The sequence below is a fragment of the Clostridium thermobutyricum DSM 4928 genome, assembly GCF_002050515.1.
GTDB classification, from domain to species: Bacteria; Bacillota; Clostridia; order Clostridiales; family Clostridiaceae; genus Clostridium; species Clostridium thermobutyricum.
Genome location: NZ_LTAY01000070.1, coordinates 35,804 through 55,211 on the forward strand (window position 1 = coordinate 35,804; position 19,408 = coordinate 55,211).

Annotated in this window: 18 protein-coding genes and 1 other annotated feature; all 18 genes read left to right on the top strand. The window is 33.5% G+C overall.

Translation table 11 applies throughout. The features are described 5' to 3' along the window. Position 1 precedes the first annotated feature (1 nt). Positions 2-151, top strand: coding sequence for a 50S ribosomal protein L33 (gene rpmG / locus CLTHE_RS12605; RefSeq protein WP_040413720.1), 150 nt, complete (start codon positions 2-4; stop codon positions 149-151). A 51-nt stretch (positions 152-202) separates the two neighbouring features. Beyond that, entirely contained in the window at positions 203-427 is a 225-nt protein-coding gene (gene secE, locus CLTHE_RS12610; RefSeq protein WP_002598915.1) for a preprotein translocase subunit SecE, read from the top strand. Positions 428-456: 29 nt separating this feature from the next. Further along, positions 457-990 (top strand): transcription termination/antitermination protein NusG, encoded by a 534-nt coding sequence (gene nusG, locus CLTHE_RS12615; RefSeq protein ID WP_040414221.1) that lies wholly within the window; start codon positions 457-459, stop codon positions 988-990. 82 nt (positions 991-1,072) lie between these two features. Further along, a complete protein-coding gene (gene rplK, locus CLTHE_RS12620) occupies positions 1,073-1,498 on the top strand; it encodes a 50S ribosomal protein L11 (RefSeq protein WP_002598913.1) in 426 nt (141 codons plus the stop codon). Positions 1,499-1,551: 53 nt separating this feature from the next. Continuing rightward, on the top strand, positions 1,552-2,241 hold the full coding sequence (gene rplA, locus CLTHE_RS12625) for a 50S ribosomal protein L1 (RefSeq protein WP_080023791.1): 690 nt from the start codon (positions 1,552-1,554) through the stop codon (positions 2,239-2,241). 43 nt (positions 2,242-2,284) lie between these two features. Beyond that, positions 2,285-2,408: a sequence feature (ribosomal protein L10 leader region), on the top strand. Between the two features lie 33 nt (positions 2,409-2,441). Then, the gene (gene rplJ / locus CLTHE_RS12630) at positions 2,442-2,945 is read left to right on the top strand and encodes a 50S ribosomal protein L10 (protein WP_080023792.1); all 504 of its coding nucleotides are present in this window, start codon (positions 2,442-2,444) and stop codon (positions 2,943-2,945) included. Between the two features lie 55 nt (positions 2,946-3,000). Beyond that, the gene (rplL, locus tag CLTHE_RS12635; protein WP_002598910.1) at positions 3,001-3,366 is read left to right on the top strand and encodes a 50S ribosomal protein L7/L12; all 366 of its coding nucleotides are present in this window, start codon (positions 3,001-3,003) and stop codon (positions 3,364-3,366) included. A 356-nt stretch (positions 3,367-3,722) separates the two neighbouring features. Then, positions 3,723-7,424: a DNA-directed RNA polymerase subunit beta gene (gene rpoB, locus CLTHE_RS12640; protein ID WP_080023793.1), complete on the top strand. Its 3,702-nt coding sequence runs from the start codon at positions 3,723-3,725 to the stop codon at positions 7,422-7,424. 20 nt (positions 7,425-7,444) lie between these two features. Further along, positions 7,445-10,981 (top strand): DNA-directed RNA polymerase subunit beta', encoded by a 3,537-nt coding sequence (gene rpoC / locus CLTHE_RS12645; protein ID WP_080023794.1) that lies wholly within the window; start codon positions 7,445-7,447, stop codon positions 10,979-10,981. Between the two features lie 278 nt (positions 10,982-11,259). Continuing rightward, positions 11,260-11,634: a 30S ribosomal protein S12 gene (rpsL, locus tag CLTHE_RS12650; RefSeq protein WP_002598907.1), complete on the top strand. Its 375-nt coding sequence runs from the start codon at positions 11,260-11,262 to the stop codon at positions 11,632-11,634. A gap of 157 nt (positions 11,635-11,791) precedes the next feature. After that, positions 11,792-12,262, top strand: a complete 471-nt coding sequence (gene rpsG, locus CLTHE_RS12655; protein ID WP_080023795.1) for a 30S ribosomal protein S7 — start codon at positions 11,792-11,794, stop codon at positions 12,260-12,262. A gap of 74 nt (positions 12,263-12,336) precedes the next feature. Further along, complete coding sequence (gene fusA, locus CLTHE_RS12660; protein ID WP_002598905.1) at positions 12,337-14,409, top strand: elongation factor G; 2,073 nt, start codon at positions 12,337-12,339, stop codon at positions 14,407-14,409. 155 nt (positions 14,410-14,564) lie between these two features. Next, entirely contained in the window at positions 14,565-15,758 is a 1,194-nt protein-coding gene (gene tuf / locus CLTHE_RS12665; RefSeq protein WP_080023796.1) for an elongation factor Tu, read from the top strand. Between the two features lie 749 nt (positions 15,759-16,507). Next, on the top strand, positions 16,508-16,816 hold the full coding sequence (rpsJ, locus tag CLTHE_RS12670) for a 30S ribosomal protein S10 (RefSeq protein WP_002598903.1): 309 nt from the start codon (positions 16,508-16,510) through the stop codon (positions 16,814-16,816). 77 nt (positions 16,817-16,893) lie between these two features. Beyond that, entirely contained in the window at positions 16,894-17,523 is a 630-nt protein-coding gene (rplC, locus tag CLTHE_RS12675) for a 50S ribosomal protein L3 (RefSeq protein ID WP_002598902.1), read from the top strand. A gap of 25 nt (positions 17,524-17,548) precedes the next feature. Then, positions 17,549-18,169 (top strand): 50S ribosomal protein L4, encoded by a 621-nt coding sequence (gene rplD, locus CLTHE_RS12680; protein WP_080023797.1) that lies wholly within the window; start codon positions 17,549-17,551, stop codon positions 18,167-18,169. Next, positions 18,169-18,462 carry a 50S ribosomal protein L23 gene (gene rplW / locus CLTHE_RS12685; RefSeq protein WP_002598900.1) on the top strand — a complete coding sequence of 98 codons (294 nt, stop codon included), beginning with the start codon at positions 18,169-18,171 and terminating at the stop codon, positions 18,460-18,462. The genes rplD and rplW overlap by 1 nt, the downstream gene beginning before the upstream one ends. Before the next feature lie 64 nt (positions 18,463-18,526). Then, complete coding sequence (gene rplB / locus CLTHE_RS12690) at positions 18,527-19,360, top strand: 50S ribosomal protein L2 (RefSeq protein WP_080023798.1); 834 nt, start codon at positions 18,527-18,529, stop codon at positions 19,358-19,360. Positions 19,361-19,408: the final 48 nt, after the last annotated feature.

The following is a 19,408-nucleotide window of genomic DNA, read 5'->3' on the forward strand; positions in this document are numbered from 1 at the left end:
CGTGAGAGTAAAAATAACTTTAGCATGCACAGAGTGTAAACAAAGAAACTATAACTCAATGAAGAATAAGAAAAACAACCCAGATAGAATTGAAATGCAAAAATACTGCAAATTCTGCAAAAAGCACACTCTTCATAGAGAAACTAAGTAATTAGCGATTTGAAACAGACACAGACTTAAATAAGCTTAAGGATGTGAAATTATGACTGGTAATAAAGTGAAAAATGCTCCTTCTAATAAAGGAGGGTTAATAAGTTTCTTAAAAGGGGTTAAAAATGAATTCAAAAGAATTGTTTGGCCATCTAAAGAAGAAACAAAGAAAGCATTGATTGCTGTTCTAGGATTCACCATAATATACGTAGTTATGGTTGGTGGATTTGATTATATTTTTCAAAACCTCTTCGAAGTAGTTTTGAAACTGAAATAAAGGAGGTTTAGGTGGTAACGCCGATTAATATGAGTGAAATAGCAAGATGGTACGTAGTACATACGTATTCTGGATATGAAAATAAGGTAAAAGTTAACATCGAAAAAACTATTGAAAATAGAAACCTTCACCACTTAATTCAAGATATACAAATACCTATGGAAGAAGTAATTGAAGAAGGTAAAAAAGATAAAGATGGTAATCCAAAAATTACTTATAAAAAGAAGTTTCCTGGATACGTAATAGTAAAAATGCTAATGACAGACGAATCATGGTATGTTGTTAGAAACACAAGAGGTGTAACAGGATTCGTAGGACCTGGTTCTAAACCAGTGCCTCTTACTGAAATGGAGATTGAGTCTATGGGAGTGATAGAGCTTCCAAAAGACATAGATCTTGAAGTTGGTGAAAGCATAAGAGTTACCTCAGGACCACTGAGAGAATTCGTTGGAACTATTCAAGAAATCAATCTTGAGAAGCTAAAAATTAAAGCTTCAGTTGATATGTTTGGCAGAGAGACTCTTGCTGAACTAGATTTTAACCAAGTAGAAAAATTAGTTTAATTTTAGTCTAAACTAAGACTAATGTTTTAATTAAGTGGGAGGGCAGAAGCCCGTATTACCACAGTATAGGAGGAATAAAAAAATGGCTAAGAAAGTAACTGGAATGATCAAACTTCAACTTGCTGCAGGAAAGGCAACTCCAGCACCACCAGTTGGACCAGCACTAGGACAACATGGTGTAAATATTATGGGATTCTGTAAGGAGTTCAATGCGAAAACTGCTGACAAAGCTGGATTAATAATACCAGTAGTAATTACAGTATACCAAGATAGATCTTTTAGTTTTATCTTAAAAACTCCTCCAGCTGCAGTACTAATTAAAAAAGAATTAGGACTTGAAAGCGGATCAGGAGTACCAAACAGAACTAAAGTTGGTAAATTAACTAAAGATCAAGTAAGAAAGATCGCAGAAATGAAAATGCCAGATTTAAATGCAGCTAACATTGAAAGCGCTATGAAAATGATCGCTGGAACAGCTAGAAGCATGGGCGTAACTATTGAAGAGTAATTCACAAAAATAGTGGGAGGTAAAAACCGCTAATACCACAAAGGAGGCTTATTATGGGAAAGAAATATGTTGAAAGTGCAAAATTAATAGATAAAAGTGCTTTATATAATGTAACAGAAGCGTTAGAGCTTGCTGTTAAAACTGCAAAAGCTAACTTCGATGAAACAATCGAATTACATGTAAGACTTGGAGTAGATCCAAGACATGCAGACCAACAAGTTAGAGGAGCAGTAGTTTTACCACACGGAACTGGTAAAACAGTTAGAGTTTTAGTTTTCGCTAAAGGAGATAAAGCTAAAGAAGCTCAAGAAGCGGGTGCAGATTTTGTTGGAGCTGAAGAATTAGTTCAAAAGATCCAATCAGAAAACTGGTTTGATTATGATGTAGTAGTTGCTACTCCAGATATGATGGGTGTAGTTGGTAGAATTGGTAGGGTTTTAGGACCAAAAGGTTTAATGCCAAACCCTAAATCAGGTACTGTAACATTTGATGTTGCTAAAGCAATTGCTGATATCAAAGCTGGTAAAGTTGAATATAGAGTTGATAAAACTGCTATAATCCACTGCCCAATTGGTAAAAAGTCATTTGGTGCTGATAAATTAAAAGACAACTACAATACTTTAGTTGATGCTATAGTTAAAGCTAAACCAGCTGCAGCTAAAGGTCAATATATTAAGTCAATTAGTGTATCAAGCACAATGGGACCAGGAGCAAAAATAAATCCAGCAAAAGTTATTGATTAGTTATTGACTTATATAAAATTAAGTGATATAATCTAATATGTTGTGAAAAGTTAAAAATATTCCGTAGACCGTAGGTGCTGATAAGCGTAACGTATACAACCTACCGAGGGTGATTAGAATGTTTAAGATCTTCCTCTGTCTACGGGAAGATCTTTTTTAATACGATAAAGCAGTTAATACTGTGAGGAGGTGGACACACAGTGAACAAGAACAGAGAATTAAAAGAAGCAAAAGTTGCTGAAATTAAAGAAAAGTTAGAAAAAGCTCAAGGAGTTGTTTTAGCTGATTACCAAGGTCTTACAGTTGAAGAAGATACTCAACTAAGAAAGAGCTTAAGAGAAGCTGGTGTAGAATATAAGGTATACAAAAACAAATTAGTAGCAAGAGCTGCTGATGAGTTAGGTTTAGGAGATGTTACTAAATATCTTGAAGGACCAGTATCAATAGCATTCGGATATGAAGACGCTACTGCTCCAGCAAGAATATTAAATGATTTTGCTAAAGATCATAAAAAACTTGAGTTAAAAGCTGGTATAGTTGATAAAGTGGTTTACGATAAGGATATGATCGCAAAAATCGCTACAATACCATCAAAAGAAGTTCTTATTGCAAAACTTCTTGGAAGTATCAAGGCTCCATTATCAAACCTTGCATACTTATTAAGTGCAATAAAAGATAAAAAAGAAGCTGAATCAGCTGAATAATTTATAACTATAAGAGAATAGTTAGTGTTTTAAAATTTTTGGAGGTGCAATTAAAATGACAAGAGAAGATATAATTCAAGCAATAAAAGAAATGAGCGTTTTAGAATTAAACGAATTAGTAACAGCTTGTGAAGAGGAATTTGGAGTAAGCGCTGCAGCACCAGTTGCAGTTGCAGGTGCAGTTGCAGGTGGAGCTGCTGCTGAAGAAAAAACTGAATTTGATGTAATCTTAGCTAACGCTGGAGCAAACAAAATCAAAGTTATAAAAGCAGTTAGAGAAATAACTGGATTAGGATTAAAAGAAGCTAAAGAAATAGTTGATGGAGCTCCTAAGACTCTTAAAGAAGCAGTATCAAAAGAAGAAGCTGAAGATATGAAAGCTAAATTAGCTGAAGTTGGAGCTGAAGTAGAAGTAAAATAATTTACTTTAACTGATAACTATATATGGAAAGGTGCTTTTAAAGCACCTTTTTATATTCACAAAGAAACTATATAAAATATCCCTAACTAAATATGGATAATTTTATATAGTTTTATTTATAATTATTTAAAAATATTACTATATAAAATAAAAAATAAGCTTATTTTATTGACAATGAAAGTATAATATGATACTATCATTTAATGTACTATTCATAATGGATAAGTATATTTAGTTGAAAATGAGTATGTCTAGAATATGAGATAGATATACTAAAAAAGATGCTGTCCGAAAGCGAAAGTCCTTAGGGAAATTACGCTTTTGGTTATTTTAGTTTATACAAGGGGTGAAAATTCATGGTACATCCTGTCCAATCTGGAAAAAGAACAAGAATGAGTTTCGGTAAAGTTAAAGCCGCTGCGGATATGCCGAATCTTATAGAAGTACAATTAGATTCATATGAATGGTTTCTAAAGGAAGGTCTTCATGAAGTGTTTGATGACATAAATCCTATTGGAAATTTTACAGGAAATCTAGTACTTGAGTTTGTAGATTACAAACTTGATATGGATAATATCAAATATTCAGTGGAAGAGTGTAAGGAAAGAGACGCTACTTATGCTGCGCCACTAAAAGTATCAGTAAGACTTACTAATACTGAAACTGGAGAAATAAAAGAGCAAGAAGTGTTTATGGGAGATTTTCCATTAATGACTGAACAAGGAACTTTTATAATTAATGGAGCTGAAAGAGTTATAGTAAGCCAATTAGTTAGATCTCCAGGAGTATACTATAGCCAAAGCCGCGATAAGCATGGTAAAAAGTTATTCTCATCTACTGTTATTCCTAACAGAGGGGCTTGGTTAGAGTATGAAACAGATTCTAATGATATAATATATGTTAGAATTGATAAAACAAGAAAGCTTCCTATAAGTATTTTAGCAAGAGCTATGGGTATGGGAAGTGATCAGGAACTTCTAGAATACTTTGGTGAGGAAGAAAGATTCCAAGCAAGTATAGAAAAAGATAATACAAAGACTAAAGAAGAAGCTCTTTTAGAAATCTATAAGAGATTAAGACCAGGTGAACCACCAACAGTTGATAGTGCTGTTTCTTTAATTGATTCTTTATTCTTTGATGCAAAGAGATATGACCTATCAAGAGTTGGTAGATACAAGTTTAATAAAAAACTTGCTATAAACTTAAGAATAGCAAATCAAGTTGCTGCTACTGATATTATTAATCCATCAACTGGTGAAATAATGGTAGAGCAAGGTCAAAAAATAACTAGAGAAATGTCTCAAGATATCCAAAATGCTGGTATCAATGTTGTAGATGTTTTAGTAGAAGACAAAATTATTAGAGTTATTGGTAATAACTTTGTAGATATTACAAAACATATTTCATTTGATATAAGTGATTTAAATATTAAAGAGTTAGTTCACTATCCTACTTTAAAAGAAATTCTTGATAACTTTAGTGATGAAGAAAGTATTAAAGAAGAAATAAAGAAAAATATTAATAGACTAATACCTAAACATATAATAAGAGATGATATATTCTCAACTATTAGTTATGAATTAGGATTAGCATATGGAATAGGATATGTTGATGATATTGATCACTTAGGGAACAGAAGACTTAGATCAGTTGGAGAGTTATTACAAAATCAATTTAGAATTGGTTTATCAAGAATGGAGAGAGTAGTTAAAGAAAGAATGACTATTCAAGACCAAGAAGCAATAACTCCACAAATGCTTATAAATATAAGACCAGTTGCTGCAGCTATCAAAGAATTCTTTGGTAGTTCACAATTATCACAATTCATGGATCAAACAAATCCTTTATCAGAATTAACTCATAAGAGAAGATTATCAGCTTTAGGACCAGGAGGACTTTCAAGAGAAAGAGCTGGTTTCGAAGTTAGAGACGTTCACCACTCACATTATGGTAGAATGTGTCCTATAGAAACTCCAGAAGGACCAAATATAGGACTTATAAACTCATTAGCTACTTATGCTAGAGTTAACGAATATGGATTTATAGAAACTCCATATAGAATTGTAGATAAAGCAAATAAGAGAGCTACAGATGAAATTAGATATTTTACAGCTGATGAAGAAGATCAATATCTAGTAGCACAAGCAAATGAACCTATGGATGAAAATGGATACTTTACACATGATAAAGTAACTGTTAGATATCTAGAAGAGGTAATGGTTGTTCCTGCAAGTGAAGTTGATTTAATGGACGTTTCACCTAGACAAATCGTATCAGTTGCGACAGCAATGATTCCATTCCTAGAAAATGACGATGCTACAAGAGCACTTATGGGTTCAAACATGCAACGTCAAGCAGTACCACTATTAAAGCCACAAGCACCTATAGTAGGAACGGGAATAGAATATAGAGCGGCTGCAGATTCAGGGGTTTTACCAAAAGCTAAAAATGCAGGGATAGTAACTTATGTAAGTGCTAGCGAGATAAGAGTTAAGAGAGATGTAGATGGTGGAACAGATACTTATAAATTATTAAAATTCAAGAGAAGTAACCAAGGAACTTGTATAAATCAAAGACCTTTAGTTAATCTTGGAGAAATGGTATTTAAGAATCAAGTTCTTGCAGATGGGCCATCAACAGATTTAGGAGAAATAGCGTTAGGTAAAAATATCAGAATGGGATTCATAACTTGGGAAGGTTATAACTATGAAGATGCTATGCTTATTTCTGAAGAATTAGTTAGAGAAGATGTATTCACATCTATTCATATAGAGGAGTATGAATGTGAGGCTAGAGACACTAAGTTAGGACCTGAAGAAATAACTAGAGACATACCTAATGTAAGTGAAGATACATTAAAAGATATAGATGAAAGAGGAATAATTAGAATCGGTGCTGAGGTTAGATCAGGAGATATACTTGTTGGTAAAGTAACACCAAAAGGTGAAACTGAATTGACTGCAGAAGAAAGATTATTAAGGGCTATATTCGGTGAAAAAGCTAGAGAAGTTAGAGATACTTCATTAAGAGTACCTCATGGAGAAGCTGGTATAATTGTAGATATTAAAGTATTTACAAGAGAAAATGGAGATGAATTAAATCCAGGAGTTAACGAATTAGTTAGATGCTATATTGCTCAAAAGAGAAAAATTTCTGTTGGGGATAAAATGGCTGGACGTCACGGTAATAAAGGGGTTATTTCAAGAGTACTTCCAGAAGAAGATATGCCATTCTTACCAGATGGAAGACCACTTCAAATATGCTTAAACCCATTAGGGGTTCCATCACGTATGAATATAGGGCAGGTATTAGAAGTTCACTTAGGTTGGGCTGCAAGTCAATTAGGATGGCATATAGCTACTCCTGTATTTGATGGAGCAACTGAAAGTGATATAGAAGAATGTTTAGTTAAAGCAGGATACAATGCACATGGTAAAACAGTTCTTTATGATGGAAGAACTGGAGAAGCATTTGACAATGAAGTAACAGTTGGTATAATGTATATCTTAAAACTTGCTCACTTAGTAGATGATAAGATACACGCAAGATCAACTGGTCCATACTCATTAGTAACTCAACAACCACTTGGAGGTAAAGCTCAATTTGGTGGTCAAAGATTTGGGGAAATGGAAGTTTGGGCACTAGAAGCATACGGTGCTGCTCATACATTACAAGAAATATTAACTGTTAAGTCTGATGACGTTGTAGGAAGAGTTAAAACTTATGAAGCAATTGTTAAAGGTGAAAATATTCCAGAACCAGGAGTTCCAGAATCATTCAAAGTTCTTATTAAAGAATTACAAGCACTTTGCTTAGACGTTAAAGTTTTAAATGATGAAAATGAGGAAGTTAGACTAAAAGAATCAAGTGAAGAGGATTCAGCTGATTTAGAAGTTAATATTGAAGGAACAGAAGAATTTGTTCCTGGAGAAACTGTTATTGATACAGAAGATAGTTATACTTCTGAAGATGAAGTTGAGGAAGAAGAATTTGACGGATTCCAACTTGAAGATTTAGAAGATAATTTAGAGCTTGATGATTTTAATGATGAACACTAATTTTGAAGGGAGGATTACCCTTGTTTGAATTAAATAATTTTGATGCAATACAAATAGGTTTAGCATCTCCTGAGCAAATAAGAGCATGGTCAAGGGGAGAAGTAAAGAAGCCAGAAACAATTAACTACAGAACTTTAAAACCAGAAAGAGATGGTTTATTCTGTGAAAGAATTTTCGGACCAATAAAAGACTGGGAATGTCATTGTGGAAAATACAAGAGAGTAAGATATAAAGGTATAGTTTGTGACAGATGTGGTGTTGAAGTTACAAAAGCCAAAGTGAGAAGAGAAAGAATGGGGCACATTGAGCTTGCTGCTCCAGTTTCTCACATCTGGTATTTTAAAGGAATTCCATCAAGAATGGGATTAATTTTAGATATGTCACCAAGATCTTTAGAAAAGATACTTTATTTTGCTTCATATGTTGTTATTGATCCAAAAGAAACTCCATTATTAAAGAAACAACTTCTTAATGAAAAAGAATATAGAGAAGCTGTAGATAAATATGGAGAAGAAAGCTTCATTGCGGGAATGGGAGCTGAAGCAATTCAAGAGTTACTAGGAGAAATAGACTTAGAAACTCAAGCTAAAGAATTAAAAGAAGAATTAAAGCAAAGTACTGGTCAGAAAAAAGTAAGAATAATTAGAAGATTAGAAGTAATCGAATCATTCAAAGCTTCAGGTAATGATCCAAGATGGATGATTATAAATGTTATACCAGTAATTCCACCAGATTTAAGACCAATGGTTCAATTAGATGGGGGAAGATTTGCGACTTCTGATTTAAATGATTTATATAGAAGAGTTATTAACAGAAATAACAGACTTAAAAAACTATTAGATTTAGGAGCTCCAGATATAATTGTTAGAAACGAAAAAAGAATGCTTCAAGAAGCAGTGGATGCTCTTATTGATAATGGTAGAAGGGGAAGACCAGTAACAGGACCAGGTAATAGACCATTAAAATCTCTTTCAGATATGCTTAAAGGTAAGCAAGGAAGATTTAGACAAAACTTGCTTGGTAAGAGGGTTGACTATTCAGGAAGATCTGTTATTGTTGTTGGACCTGAATTACAAATGTATCAATGTGGATTACCAAAAGAAATGGCATTAGAACTATTTAAGCCATTTGTAATGAAAAAATTAGTTGCTGATGGTGTTGCCCACAATATTAAAAGTGCTAAAAGAATGGTTGAAAGAGTAAGTCCACAAGTTTGGGATATTCTAGAAGAAGTAATTACTGATCATCCAGTTTTACTTAACCGTGCCCCTACTCTACACAGATTAGGAATTCAAGCATTCCAACCTGTTTTAGTAGAAGGAAGAGCAATAAAGTTACATCCACTAGTATGTACAGCATATAATGCGGATTTTGATGGAGACCAAATGGCTGTTCACGTACCTTTATCAGTTGAGGCTCAAGCAGAAGCAAGATTCTTAATGCTTGCAGCAGGAAACATTATGAAACCATCTGATGGTAAGCCAGTATCAGTACCAACACAGGATATGGTACTTGGATCATATTACATTACTATGGATAAAGAAGGCGCTAAAGGTAGCGGAAAATACTTTACTTCTAAAGATGAAGCTATAATGGCTTATCAAGTAAAAGCAATTGAAATTCATGCTGACATATTCGTAAGAATGTATAGAGAAGTAAATGGGGAAATGAAATCAGGAATAATTAAAACTACTGTAGGTAAATTAATATTCAATGAATCAATTCCTCAAGATTTAGGATTTGTTGATAGAGAAAATCCAGAAGAAATGTTTAACTTAGAAGTAGATTTCTTAATAACTAAAAAATCTTTAGGAACTTTAATAAATAAATGCTATATGAAACATGGAGCAACTAAAACTTCAATAATGCTAGATAAAATAAAAGCATTAGGATATCATTATTCATCAATAGGAGCAATAACAGTTGCTGCTTCAGATATGATAGTACCTCATGAAAAATACGATTTATTAAAAGATGCTGATGAAACAGTGGAAAAAATAGAAAAAATGTATAAAAGAGGATTTATATCAGAAGATGAAAGATATGAAAGAGTTATAGAAAAATGGACTAAAACAACCGAAGATGTTGCCAATGTACTTATGGATAGTTTGGATAAATTTAACCCAATATTTATGATGGCAGATTCAGGAGCCAGAGGATCTAAATCTCAGATTAAGCAATTAGCTGGTATGAGAGGACTTATGGCGAGTCCATCAGGTAAAATTCTTGAGTTACCAATTAGAGCATCATTCAGAGAAGGTCTTGATGTACTTGAATACTTCATGTCTACTCACGGAGCTAGAAAAGGTAACGCTGATACAGCACTTAAGACTGCTGACTCAGGATATCTAACAAGAAGACTAGTTGATGTTTCACAGGATGTAATTGTAAGATCAGAAGATTGTGGAAGTACAAATGGTATAGTAGTTTCTGAAATTAAAGAAGGAAACGAAGTTATAGAAGGATTAGAAGAGAGATTAACAGGAAGATACACAGCTGAAGATGTAGTAGATCCTACTACTGGTGAAGTTTTAGCTCCATTTGATACTTATATGGATCAACCATTAGCTGAAAAAATCACTAAAGCTGGTATTAAAAAAGTTAAAATTAAATCACCATTTACTTGTAAATGTAAAATTGGAGTTTGTTCAAAATGTTATGGTATGAATATGGCAACTGCTCAAAAAATTAATATTGGTGAAGCTGTTGGTATAATAGCTGCTCAATCAATAGGAGAGCCAGGAACACAACTTACAATGAGAACATTCCATACAGGAGGAGTTGCTTCTGCTGGAGATATTACACAAGGTCTTCCAAGGGTTGAAGAGTTATTTGAAGCTAGAAAACCTAAAGGGCTTGCAATAGTAAGTGAAATAGATGGAACAATCAAAATAGAAGAAACTAAGAAAAAGAGAACTGTTCATGTAATTGGGGCAGATGGAGAAGAAGTAAGTTATGATATTCCATTTGGGTCAAGAATAAAAGTTTCAAATGATGATGTTATAGAAGCTGGAGACGAAATAACTGAAGGTTCAGTTAATCCACATGATATAATGGCAATAAAAGGTGTTGATGGAGCTAGAAGATATCTTTTATCAGAAGTTCAAAAAGTTTATAGACTTCAAGGGGTTGATATCAATGATAAACACTTAGAAGTAGTTGTTAAACAAATGACTAGAAAGATAAAAGTAACTGAATCTGGAGATACTAACTTATTACCAGGAACAACTATAGATATATATGATTTTGATGAAGAAAATGATAGAGTTAGAGAGTTTGGTGGAGAAGAAGCTAAGGGTGAGCAAGTATTACTTGGAATCACTAAAGCTGCTCTAGCAACTGATAGTTTCTTATCAGCAGCTTCATTCCAAGAAACTACAAGAGTTCTTACAGAGGCAGCGATTAAAGGTAAGATTGATCCATTAGTTGGATTAAAAGAAAATGTTATTATCGGTAAACTAATCCCTGCTGGAACTGGTTTAATGAAATACAGAGGTGTAAGATTAGATATAGAAGAAGAGACAGTTGAGGAAGAAATTGTCGGAATAACTGAGTAATTTATTTTATTGACATCTTATTTCTAAAATGATACAATACGAGTTGTGTGTTTTAGGCACACAACTCATATATATTAATTATAAATTAAGCAAGAAATAACAAGTAAAAGTTATAAAAATTTGTAGATTTTACTGAAAATTTATTGTATAATTTACATTAGTTCGCTAAAATACTTTTATAGTATTTGAAAGTTGGATTGGTAGTCAAATATAAGGACTATTAACTTTGATTTATCTAATATTTATATATAGATAAATAAAATTCAGGAGGTGAAAAAATGCCAACTATAAGCCAATTAGTAAGAAAAGGAAGAAAAGTTGCTGTAAGTAAATCAAACTCACCAGCACTTAAAAACTGTCCACAAAGAAGAGGAGTATGTACAGTAGTTAAAACTTCAACTCCAAAGAAACCTAACTCAGCCCTAAGAAAGGTTGCCAGAGTAAGATTAACAAACGGATATGAAGTTACTGCATACATTGGTGGTGTAGGTCACAACTTACAAGAACATAGTGTTGTTCTTATAAGAGGTGGAAGAGTAAAAGACCTTCCTGGGGTTAGATACCACATCGTAAGAGGAGCACTTGACTGTGCTGGTGTAGCTAACAGAATGCAAGGAAGATCAAAGTACGGTGCTAAGAGACCTAAGAAATAGGATTCTTAAACTAATGTAGTGCTTATCTTCGGCATTTACATAGATTTTATAAATGGTATATTATTTAGTTTATATAGATGTAGAGAGAAGCACTTTACGGTAATTTATTACCGAGTACCAATGAACTTAAATTTAAATTGTTAAGGAGGGAAGAAAAGTGCCAAGAAAAGGACATATCGCAAAAAGAGACGTTTTACCTGATCCAGTGTACAATTCAAAAGTTGTTACTAAATTAATAAATGGAATCATGTTAGACGGTAAAAGAGGAGTAGCTCAAAAGATTTGTTATCAAGCTTTTGAAGCTATAGCAGAAAAAACTGGTAAGGATGCCTTAGAGGTGTTTGAAGAAGCTATGAATAATATCATGCCATTATTAGAAGTAAAGGCAAGAAGAATAGGTGGAGCTACTTACCAAGTTCCAATCGAAGTTAGAGCTGAAAGAAGACAGACTTTAGGTATCAGATGGCTATTATTAGCTGCTAGAAAAAGAGGCGAAAAGTTAATGTGTGAAAGATTAGCAGGAGAATTAATGGATGCTGCTAATAACACAGGAGCTGCAGTTAAGAAAAGAGAAGACACTCATAAAATGGCTGAAGCTAACAAAGCATTCGCTCACTACAGATACTAATTTCAAAACTGTTTTGGCTTTGGCCAGGACAGTTTTGTCGAATATAAAATTACTCATTGAGAGGAGGAATTATTGTGGGAAGAGAATTTCCTTTAGAGAAGTTTCGTAATATAGGAATTATGGCTCACATAGATGCTGGTAAAACAACAACTACAGAGCGTATATTATTCTACACTGGTAGAACACACAAAATTGGTGAAACACACGATGGTGCTTCACAAATGGACTGGATGGCACAAGAGCAAGAAAGAGGTATAACAATTACTTCAGCTGCAACTTTCTGCCAATGGAAAGGTCACGCTATCAATATAATTGATACTCCAGGTCACGTAGATTTTACAGTTGAGGTTGAAAGATCATTAAGATGTCTTGACTCAGCTATAACTGTATTAGATGCTAAAAGTGGAGTTGAGCCTCAAACTGAAACAGTTTGGAGACAGGCAGACAATTATGGAGTTCCAAGAGCAATATATGTAAATAAAATGGATGCTACTGGAGCAGACTTCTATAACTGTATAAATTCAGTTAGAGATAGATTAAAATCAAACGCAATTGCAATACAAATTCCAATAGGTGCTGAAAGTACATTCGTAGGAATGATAGATTTAATTGAAAATATAGCACTTATTCATAAAGATGACTTAGGAAAAGACATCGAAAGAGGAGAAATCCCAGCTGAACTAAAAGATAAAGCTGAAGAATACAGAAACATAATGATAGAAGCTATAGCTGAAACTGATGAAGAGTTAATGATGAAATATTTAGATGGTGAAGAGTTAACTGTTGAAGAGTTAAAAGCTGCTTTAAGAAAAGCAACTATAGCTAATGAAATAGTTCCTGTAATCTGTGGTTCATCATATAAAAACAAAGGTGTTCAAGAAATGATTGACTTAGTTGTTGATTACTTACCATCACCTTTAGATATACCTCCAGTTAAAGGAGTAGAAGTTGATGATCCAGAAAAAGTTCTTGAAAGAGAAGCAAGCGATGATGCACCAATGTCAGCATTAGCATTCAAAATCGCTACTGACCCATTTGTTGGAAGATTAGCTTTCACAAGAGTTTATTCAGGAGTTATGGAGAGCGGTACATATGTACTTAACTCAACTAAAGGTAAAAAAGAAAGAATCGGTAGACTTGTTAAAATGCACGCTAACTCAAGAGAAGAAATCAGTGAATTAAGAGCTGGTGACTTAGGAGCTATAGTTGGATTAAAGAACACAACTACTGGAGATACTTTATGTACTGAATCAGCTCCAATCATACTAGAAAGTATGGAATTCCCAGAACCAGTTATATCAATTGCTATTGAACCAAAAACTAAAGCTGGGCAAGAAAAGATGGGATTAGCTTTAGCTAAATTAGCAGAGGAAGATCCAACTTTTAAAACATGGACTGATCAAGAAACAGGCCAAACAATCATCGCTGGTATGGGTGAATTACACTTAGATATCATTGTTGATAGACTTCAAAGAGAATTCAAGGTTGAGTGTAATGTTGGTGCACCTCAAGTTGCTTACAAAGAAACTATCAGAGAAGCTGTTAAAGCTGAAGGGAAATTTGTAAGACAATCAGGTGGTAAAGGACAATATGGTCACTGTTGGATTGAAATGATACCACATGATGGAGAATACGAATTCGAAAATGCTATCGTTGGAGGAGCTATTCCAAAAGAATATATTCCTGCAGTAGATAACGGAATAAGAGAAGCATCTGAAAGCGGAGTTATAGCTGGTTATCCAACTATAAACTTTAAAGTTAAATGTTATGACGGTTCATATCATGATGTCGATTCATCAGAAATGGCATTTAAAATAGCTGGATCAATGGCATTTAAAAATGCTATGAAGAAAGCTAACCCAGTATTACTTGAACCATCAATGAAGGTTGAAGTAGTTGTACCAGAAGAGTACATGGGAGATGTTATGGGTGATATCAACTCAAGAAGAGGAAGAATTGAAGGTATGGAAGCAAGAAATGGTGCTCAGGTTATAAGAGCATTTGTTCCATTATCTGAAATGTTTGGATATGCAACTACATTAAGATCAAGAACTCAAGGTAGAGGAACTTATGTAATGGTATTTGATCATTATGAAGAAGTACCTAAGAGTATTCAAGAAGATATAGTAGGAAAAAGAGAAAAGTAGAATTTCCTAATTAAATATAAATAGAAGATGACGTATAATCGTCATCTTCATAAAAAATATTAAGAATTTCAAATAAGTTATTCATAATATTGACTTAATAAGTTATAATATGACTGAGATATTATTAAATAAAGGACATAAGGGAGGAATTTACAATGTCAAAAGCAAAATTCGAAAGAAGTAAACCACACGTAAATATCGGAACTATCGGTCACGTTGACCACGGTAAAACTACATTAACAGCAGCTATTACTACAGTATTAGCTAACAAAGGATTCGCTGAATCATTCAAATATGACGAAATCGATAAAGCGCCAGAAGAAAAAGAAAGAGGAATCACAATCAACACTGCACACGTTGAGTATGAAACAGAAAACAGACACTATGCACACGTTGACTGTCCAGGACACGCTGACTACGTTAAGAACATGATTACAGGAGCAGCACAAATGGACGGAGCTATCTTAGTTTGTTCAGCAGCAGATGGACCAATGCCACAAACAAGAGAGCACATCCTTCTTGCATCAAGAGTTGGAGTTGACCACATCGTAGTATTCTTAAACAAAGCAGATATGGTTGATGACGAAGAATTATTAGAATTAGTAGAAATGGAAATCAGAGAGTTATTAATCGAATACAACCTCCCAGGAGATGATATTCCAGTAATAACAGGATCAGCTTTAAAAGCATTAGAAAACCCAACTGATCCAGAAGCTACTAAATGTATAGATGAATTAATGGCAGCTGTAGACAGCTACATCCCAACTCCAGAAAGAGCTACAGATAAAGCATTCTTAATGCCAGTAGAAGATGTATTCACAATAACTGGTAGAGGAACTGTTGCTACAGGAAGAGTTGAAAGTGGAATACTTCATGTAGGAGACGAAGTTGAAATCGTAGGATTACAAGAAGAAAGAAGAAAAACTGTAATAACAGGAATAGAAATGTTCAGAAAATTATTAGACGAAGCGCAAGCTGGAGATAACATCGGAGCATTATTAAGAGGGGTTCAAAGAACTGAAATCGAAAGAGGGCAAGTTTTAGCTAAACCAGGATCAGTTAACCCACACAAAAAATTCGTAGGTCAAGTATACGTACTTAAAAAAGAAGAAGGTGGAAGACACACTCCATTCTTCGATGGATACAGACCACAATTCTACTTCAGAACAACTGACGTTACAGGATCAATCAAATTACCAGAAGGAATGGAAATGGTTATGCCTGGAGACCACATTGATATGGAAGTTGAATTAATTACTCCTATCGCTATGGATGAAGGATTAAGATTCGCTATCAGAGAAGGTGGAAGAACAGTAGGTTCAGGAGTTGTTACTAAAGTTTTAGGATAATTAGTAAATAGCTTTTAATATAATAAATAGTTAGGGAGACGTCCCTAACTATTTTTTTATAAATAAGAATTTAATTTTGATATGTAATCAATAGAAAAATTAAAGATTATTGGGAGATTGATTAAATGTAAAAATTTAGAATGCAAATTTGATATTAGTAATATACATTAAAATATATTAACAATTATATCCAATTTGAAATTTTTAATATAAAATAATGATTAATAAATATGTAAATTATATATTTAAAGTTTATGATTATATAATATGAATAATATTATATAATAGTTATATAAAAAAATAATATAGATGTATAAGAAAAATAAAATTTTTAAAATTATGTGTGAGTATAAAAGCTAAAAACATATAATTTTAAAAAATTTTTTATTGGTAAAATACAGATAATAAATACCAATAAATAAAATGTAAAAAAAGCTTGATATTTTATCTAAATACATATAGAATATAGAGAGCGAATGAGAAAAGAATAAAATTTATTTATTCAAAAGGCTTGAAATGCTCATATAAAAATAGTATAATATAGGAGTTGTATAGCATGCGGCGATGAGTCAAGAGGTTGCCGGACTTCCGGGGAATTCTTGATGAGTATGTCAGGATCTAGAATCCGACGACAGGGATTCTATACATTTGATTTGTTTCTAAAAAATATGAAACACCAGGAACAGTTTATAGAATAACCGCTGTTGTACGTTAGAAGTAAAGCGTACATGAAAAGGAGGGAAACCGAGATGTCAAAACAAAAAATAAGAATCAGATTAAAAGCTTTTGATCACACTATATTAGATCAATCAGCTGAAAAAATCGTTGAAACTGCAAAGTCAACAGGTGCTAAAGTTGTAGGACCAGTTCCATTACCAACTGAAAAAGATGTTGTTACTATATTAAGAGCAGTTCACAAATATAAAGACTCTAGAGAGCAATTCGAAATAAGAACTCACAAGAGACTTATAGATATCGTTAATCCATCACCAAAAACTGTAGATGCATTAATGAGATTAAATCTACCAGCTGGTGTAGATATCGAAATAAAGCTATAATAATTAGCTAAAAATATTAAGACATTGAACTATTAAGATTGGAAACAATCCGCTAGTAGTTTGGGAGGTGTAAATACATGAAAAAAGCTATAATAGGTAAAAAAATAGGTATGACTCAAATATTCGATGAGAATGGTAAAGTTGTTCCTGTAACTGTAGTTGAAGCTGGTCCATGTGTTGTTGTTCAAAAGAAAACTATTGAAAAAGATGGTTATGAAGCAATACAAGTTGGTTTTGGAGACATAAGAGAAAAATTAGTTAACAAACCAAGAAAAGGGCAATTTGCTAAAGCTGGAGTTTCATTAAGAAGAACTCTTAAAGAATTTAGATTAGAAAGCGTTGCTGAATATGAAGTAGGTCAAGAAATTACTGCTGACGTATTTGCAGCTGGAGACAAAGTAGATGTATCAGGTGTTTCTAAAGGTAAGGGATACCAAGGTACAATTAAGAGATGGAATGCTCAAAGAGGACCAATGTCACACGGTTCTAAATTCCACAGAGCACCAGGTTCAATGGGAGCATCTTCAGATCCTTCAAGAACATTCAAGAATAAGAAAATGCCAGGACATATGGGTGCTGAAAATAAAACTGTTTTAAACTTAGAAGTAGTAAAAGTAATAGCTGATAAAAACTTAATACTAATCAAGGGTGGTATCCCAGGACCTAACAAAGGTACAGTAGTAATAAGAAATACAGTAAGAGCTTAATTTCTAGAAGAAAGGAGGAAGCAGGATGCCTACAGTAGGATTATTTAATAAAGAAGGTAAAAAAATGGAAGATATTCAATTAAATGATGGAATCTTCGGAGTTGAAATAAATGAAAGCGCAATGCATCAAGTAGTTGTTGCTTTATTAGCTAACAAGAGACAAGGAACTCAATCAGCTAAAACAAGAGCTGAAGTTAGAGGAGGCGGAATTAAGCCTTGGAGACAAAAAGGAACTGGTAGAGCAAGACAAGGTTCAATCAGAGCTCCACAATGGATCAAAGGTGGTATAGTATTCGCACCAAAGCCAAGAGATTATAGAATGGCAACACCAAAGAGCATGAAGAGAGTAGCAATGCTTTCAGCTTTATCTAGCAAAGTTCAAGAAGGACAAATGTTAGTAGTTGAAGATTTAGCTTTTGATTCAATCAAAACTAAAAATGTTGTAAACTTCTTAAATGCTATAGAAGCTAAGAAAACTTTAATTATTACAGCTGAATCAAATGAAGTAGTTTATAAGTCAGCTAGAAACATTGAAGGTGTTGCGGTTATACCTGCAAACAACATCAACGTTTATGACTTACTTAAATTTGAAAAAGTAGTTATGACTAAAGATGCCGTATCAAAAATTGAGGAGGTGTACGCATAATGAAATTAACAAGCCATGATATCATAAGAAAACCTGTTATTACTGAAAAAAGTATGGCAGCAATGGCAGAAAATAAGTACACTTTCATAGTTCACATCAATGCTAACAAATCTCAAATAAAGAGAGCTGTTGAAGAAGTATTCAACGTAAAAGTTGCTGATGTTAAAACATTAAGAACTATGGGAAAAACTAAGAGAATGGGTGTTCACGTAGGAAAGAGAGCAGACTTCAAAAAAGCTATGGTTACATTAGCTGAAGGAAGCTCAATAGAATTCTTCGAAGGAATGCAATAGGCCCATTAGGTGATTTATTGGCATATTAAGATGCCAGATAAGCTGAATTAAGGAGGGAATTTAAATGGCAGTTAAAACATTTAGACCTACTACCCCTTCAAGAAGAAACATGACAATGGCTACATTTGATGAGATTACAACAAACTCACCAGAAAAGTCACTTTTAGTTTCTTTAAAGAAAACAGGTGGTAGAAATGCACAAGGTAAAATAACTGTTAGACACCATGGTGGTGGTGCAAAAAGAAAATACAGAATAATAGATTTCAAGAGAAATAAAGATGGTGTTCCAGCAAAAGTTGCTACTATCGAATATGATCCAAACAGATCAGCATATATTGCTCTTGTAGTTTATTCAGATGGAGAAAAGAGATACATAATTGCTCCTAACGGATTAAACGTTGGTGACGTTATAGTATCAGGTGCTGATGCAGATATCAAACCAGGAAATGCATTACAATTAGCTAATATCCCAGTTGGTACATTCATACACAATGTTGAATTACAAGCTGGTAAAGGAGCTCAATTAGTAAGAGCTGCTGGTGGATCAGCACAATTAATGGCTAAAGAAGGTAAGTATGCAACATTAAGATTACCTTCAGGAGAAATGAGATATGTAAGAATCGAATGTAGAGCTACAATCGGTACTGTATCAAATCCAACTAACGATATCGTTAAGATTGGTAAAGCAGGTAGAAAAAGACACATGGGATGGAGACCTACAGTAAGAGGATCTGTTATGAACCCTTGTGATCACCCACACGGAGGAGGAGAAGGAAGATCTCCAATCGGAAGAAAGAGTCCAGTTACTCCATGGGGTAAACCAGCACTTGGTTACAAAACTAGAAAAACTAAGAAATACTCAGATAAATTTATTATTAAGAGAAGAAATAGTAAGTAATATGAAGAGAATACTTATTCTCTTCATGGCTGAGAATGTAAAAGTTCT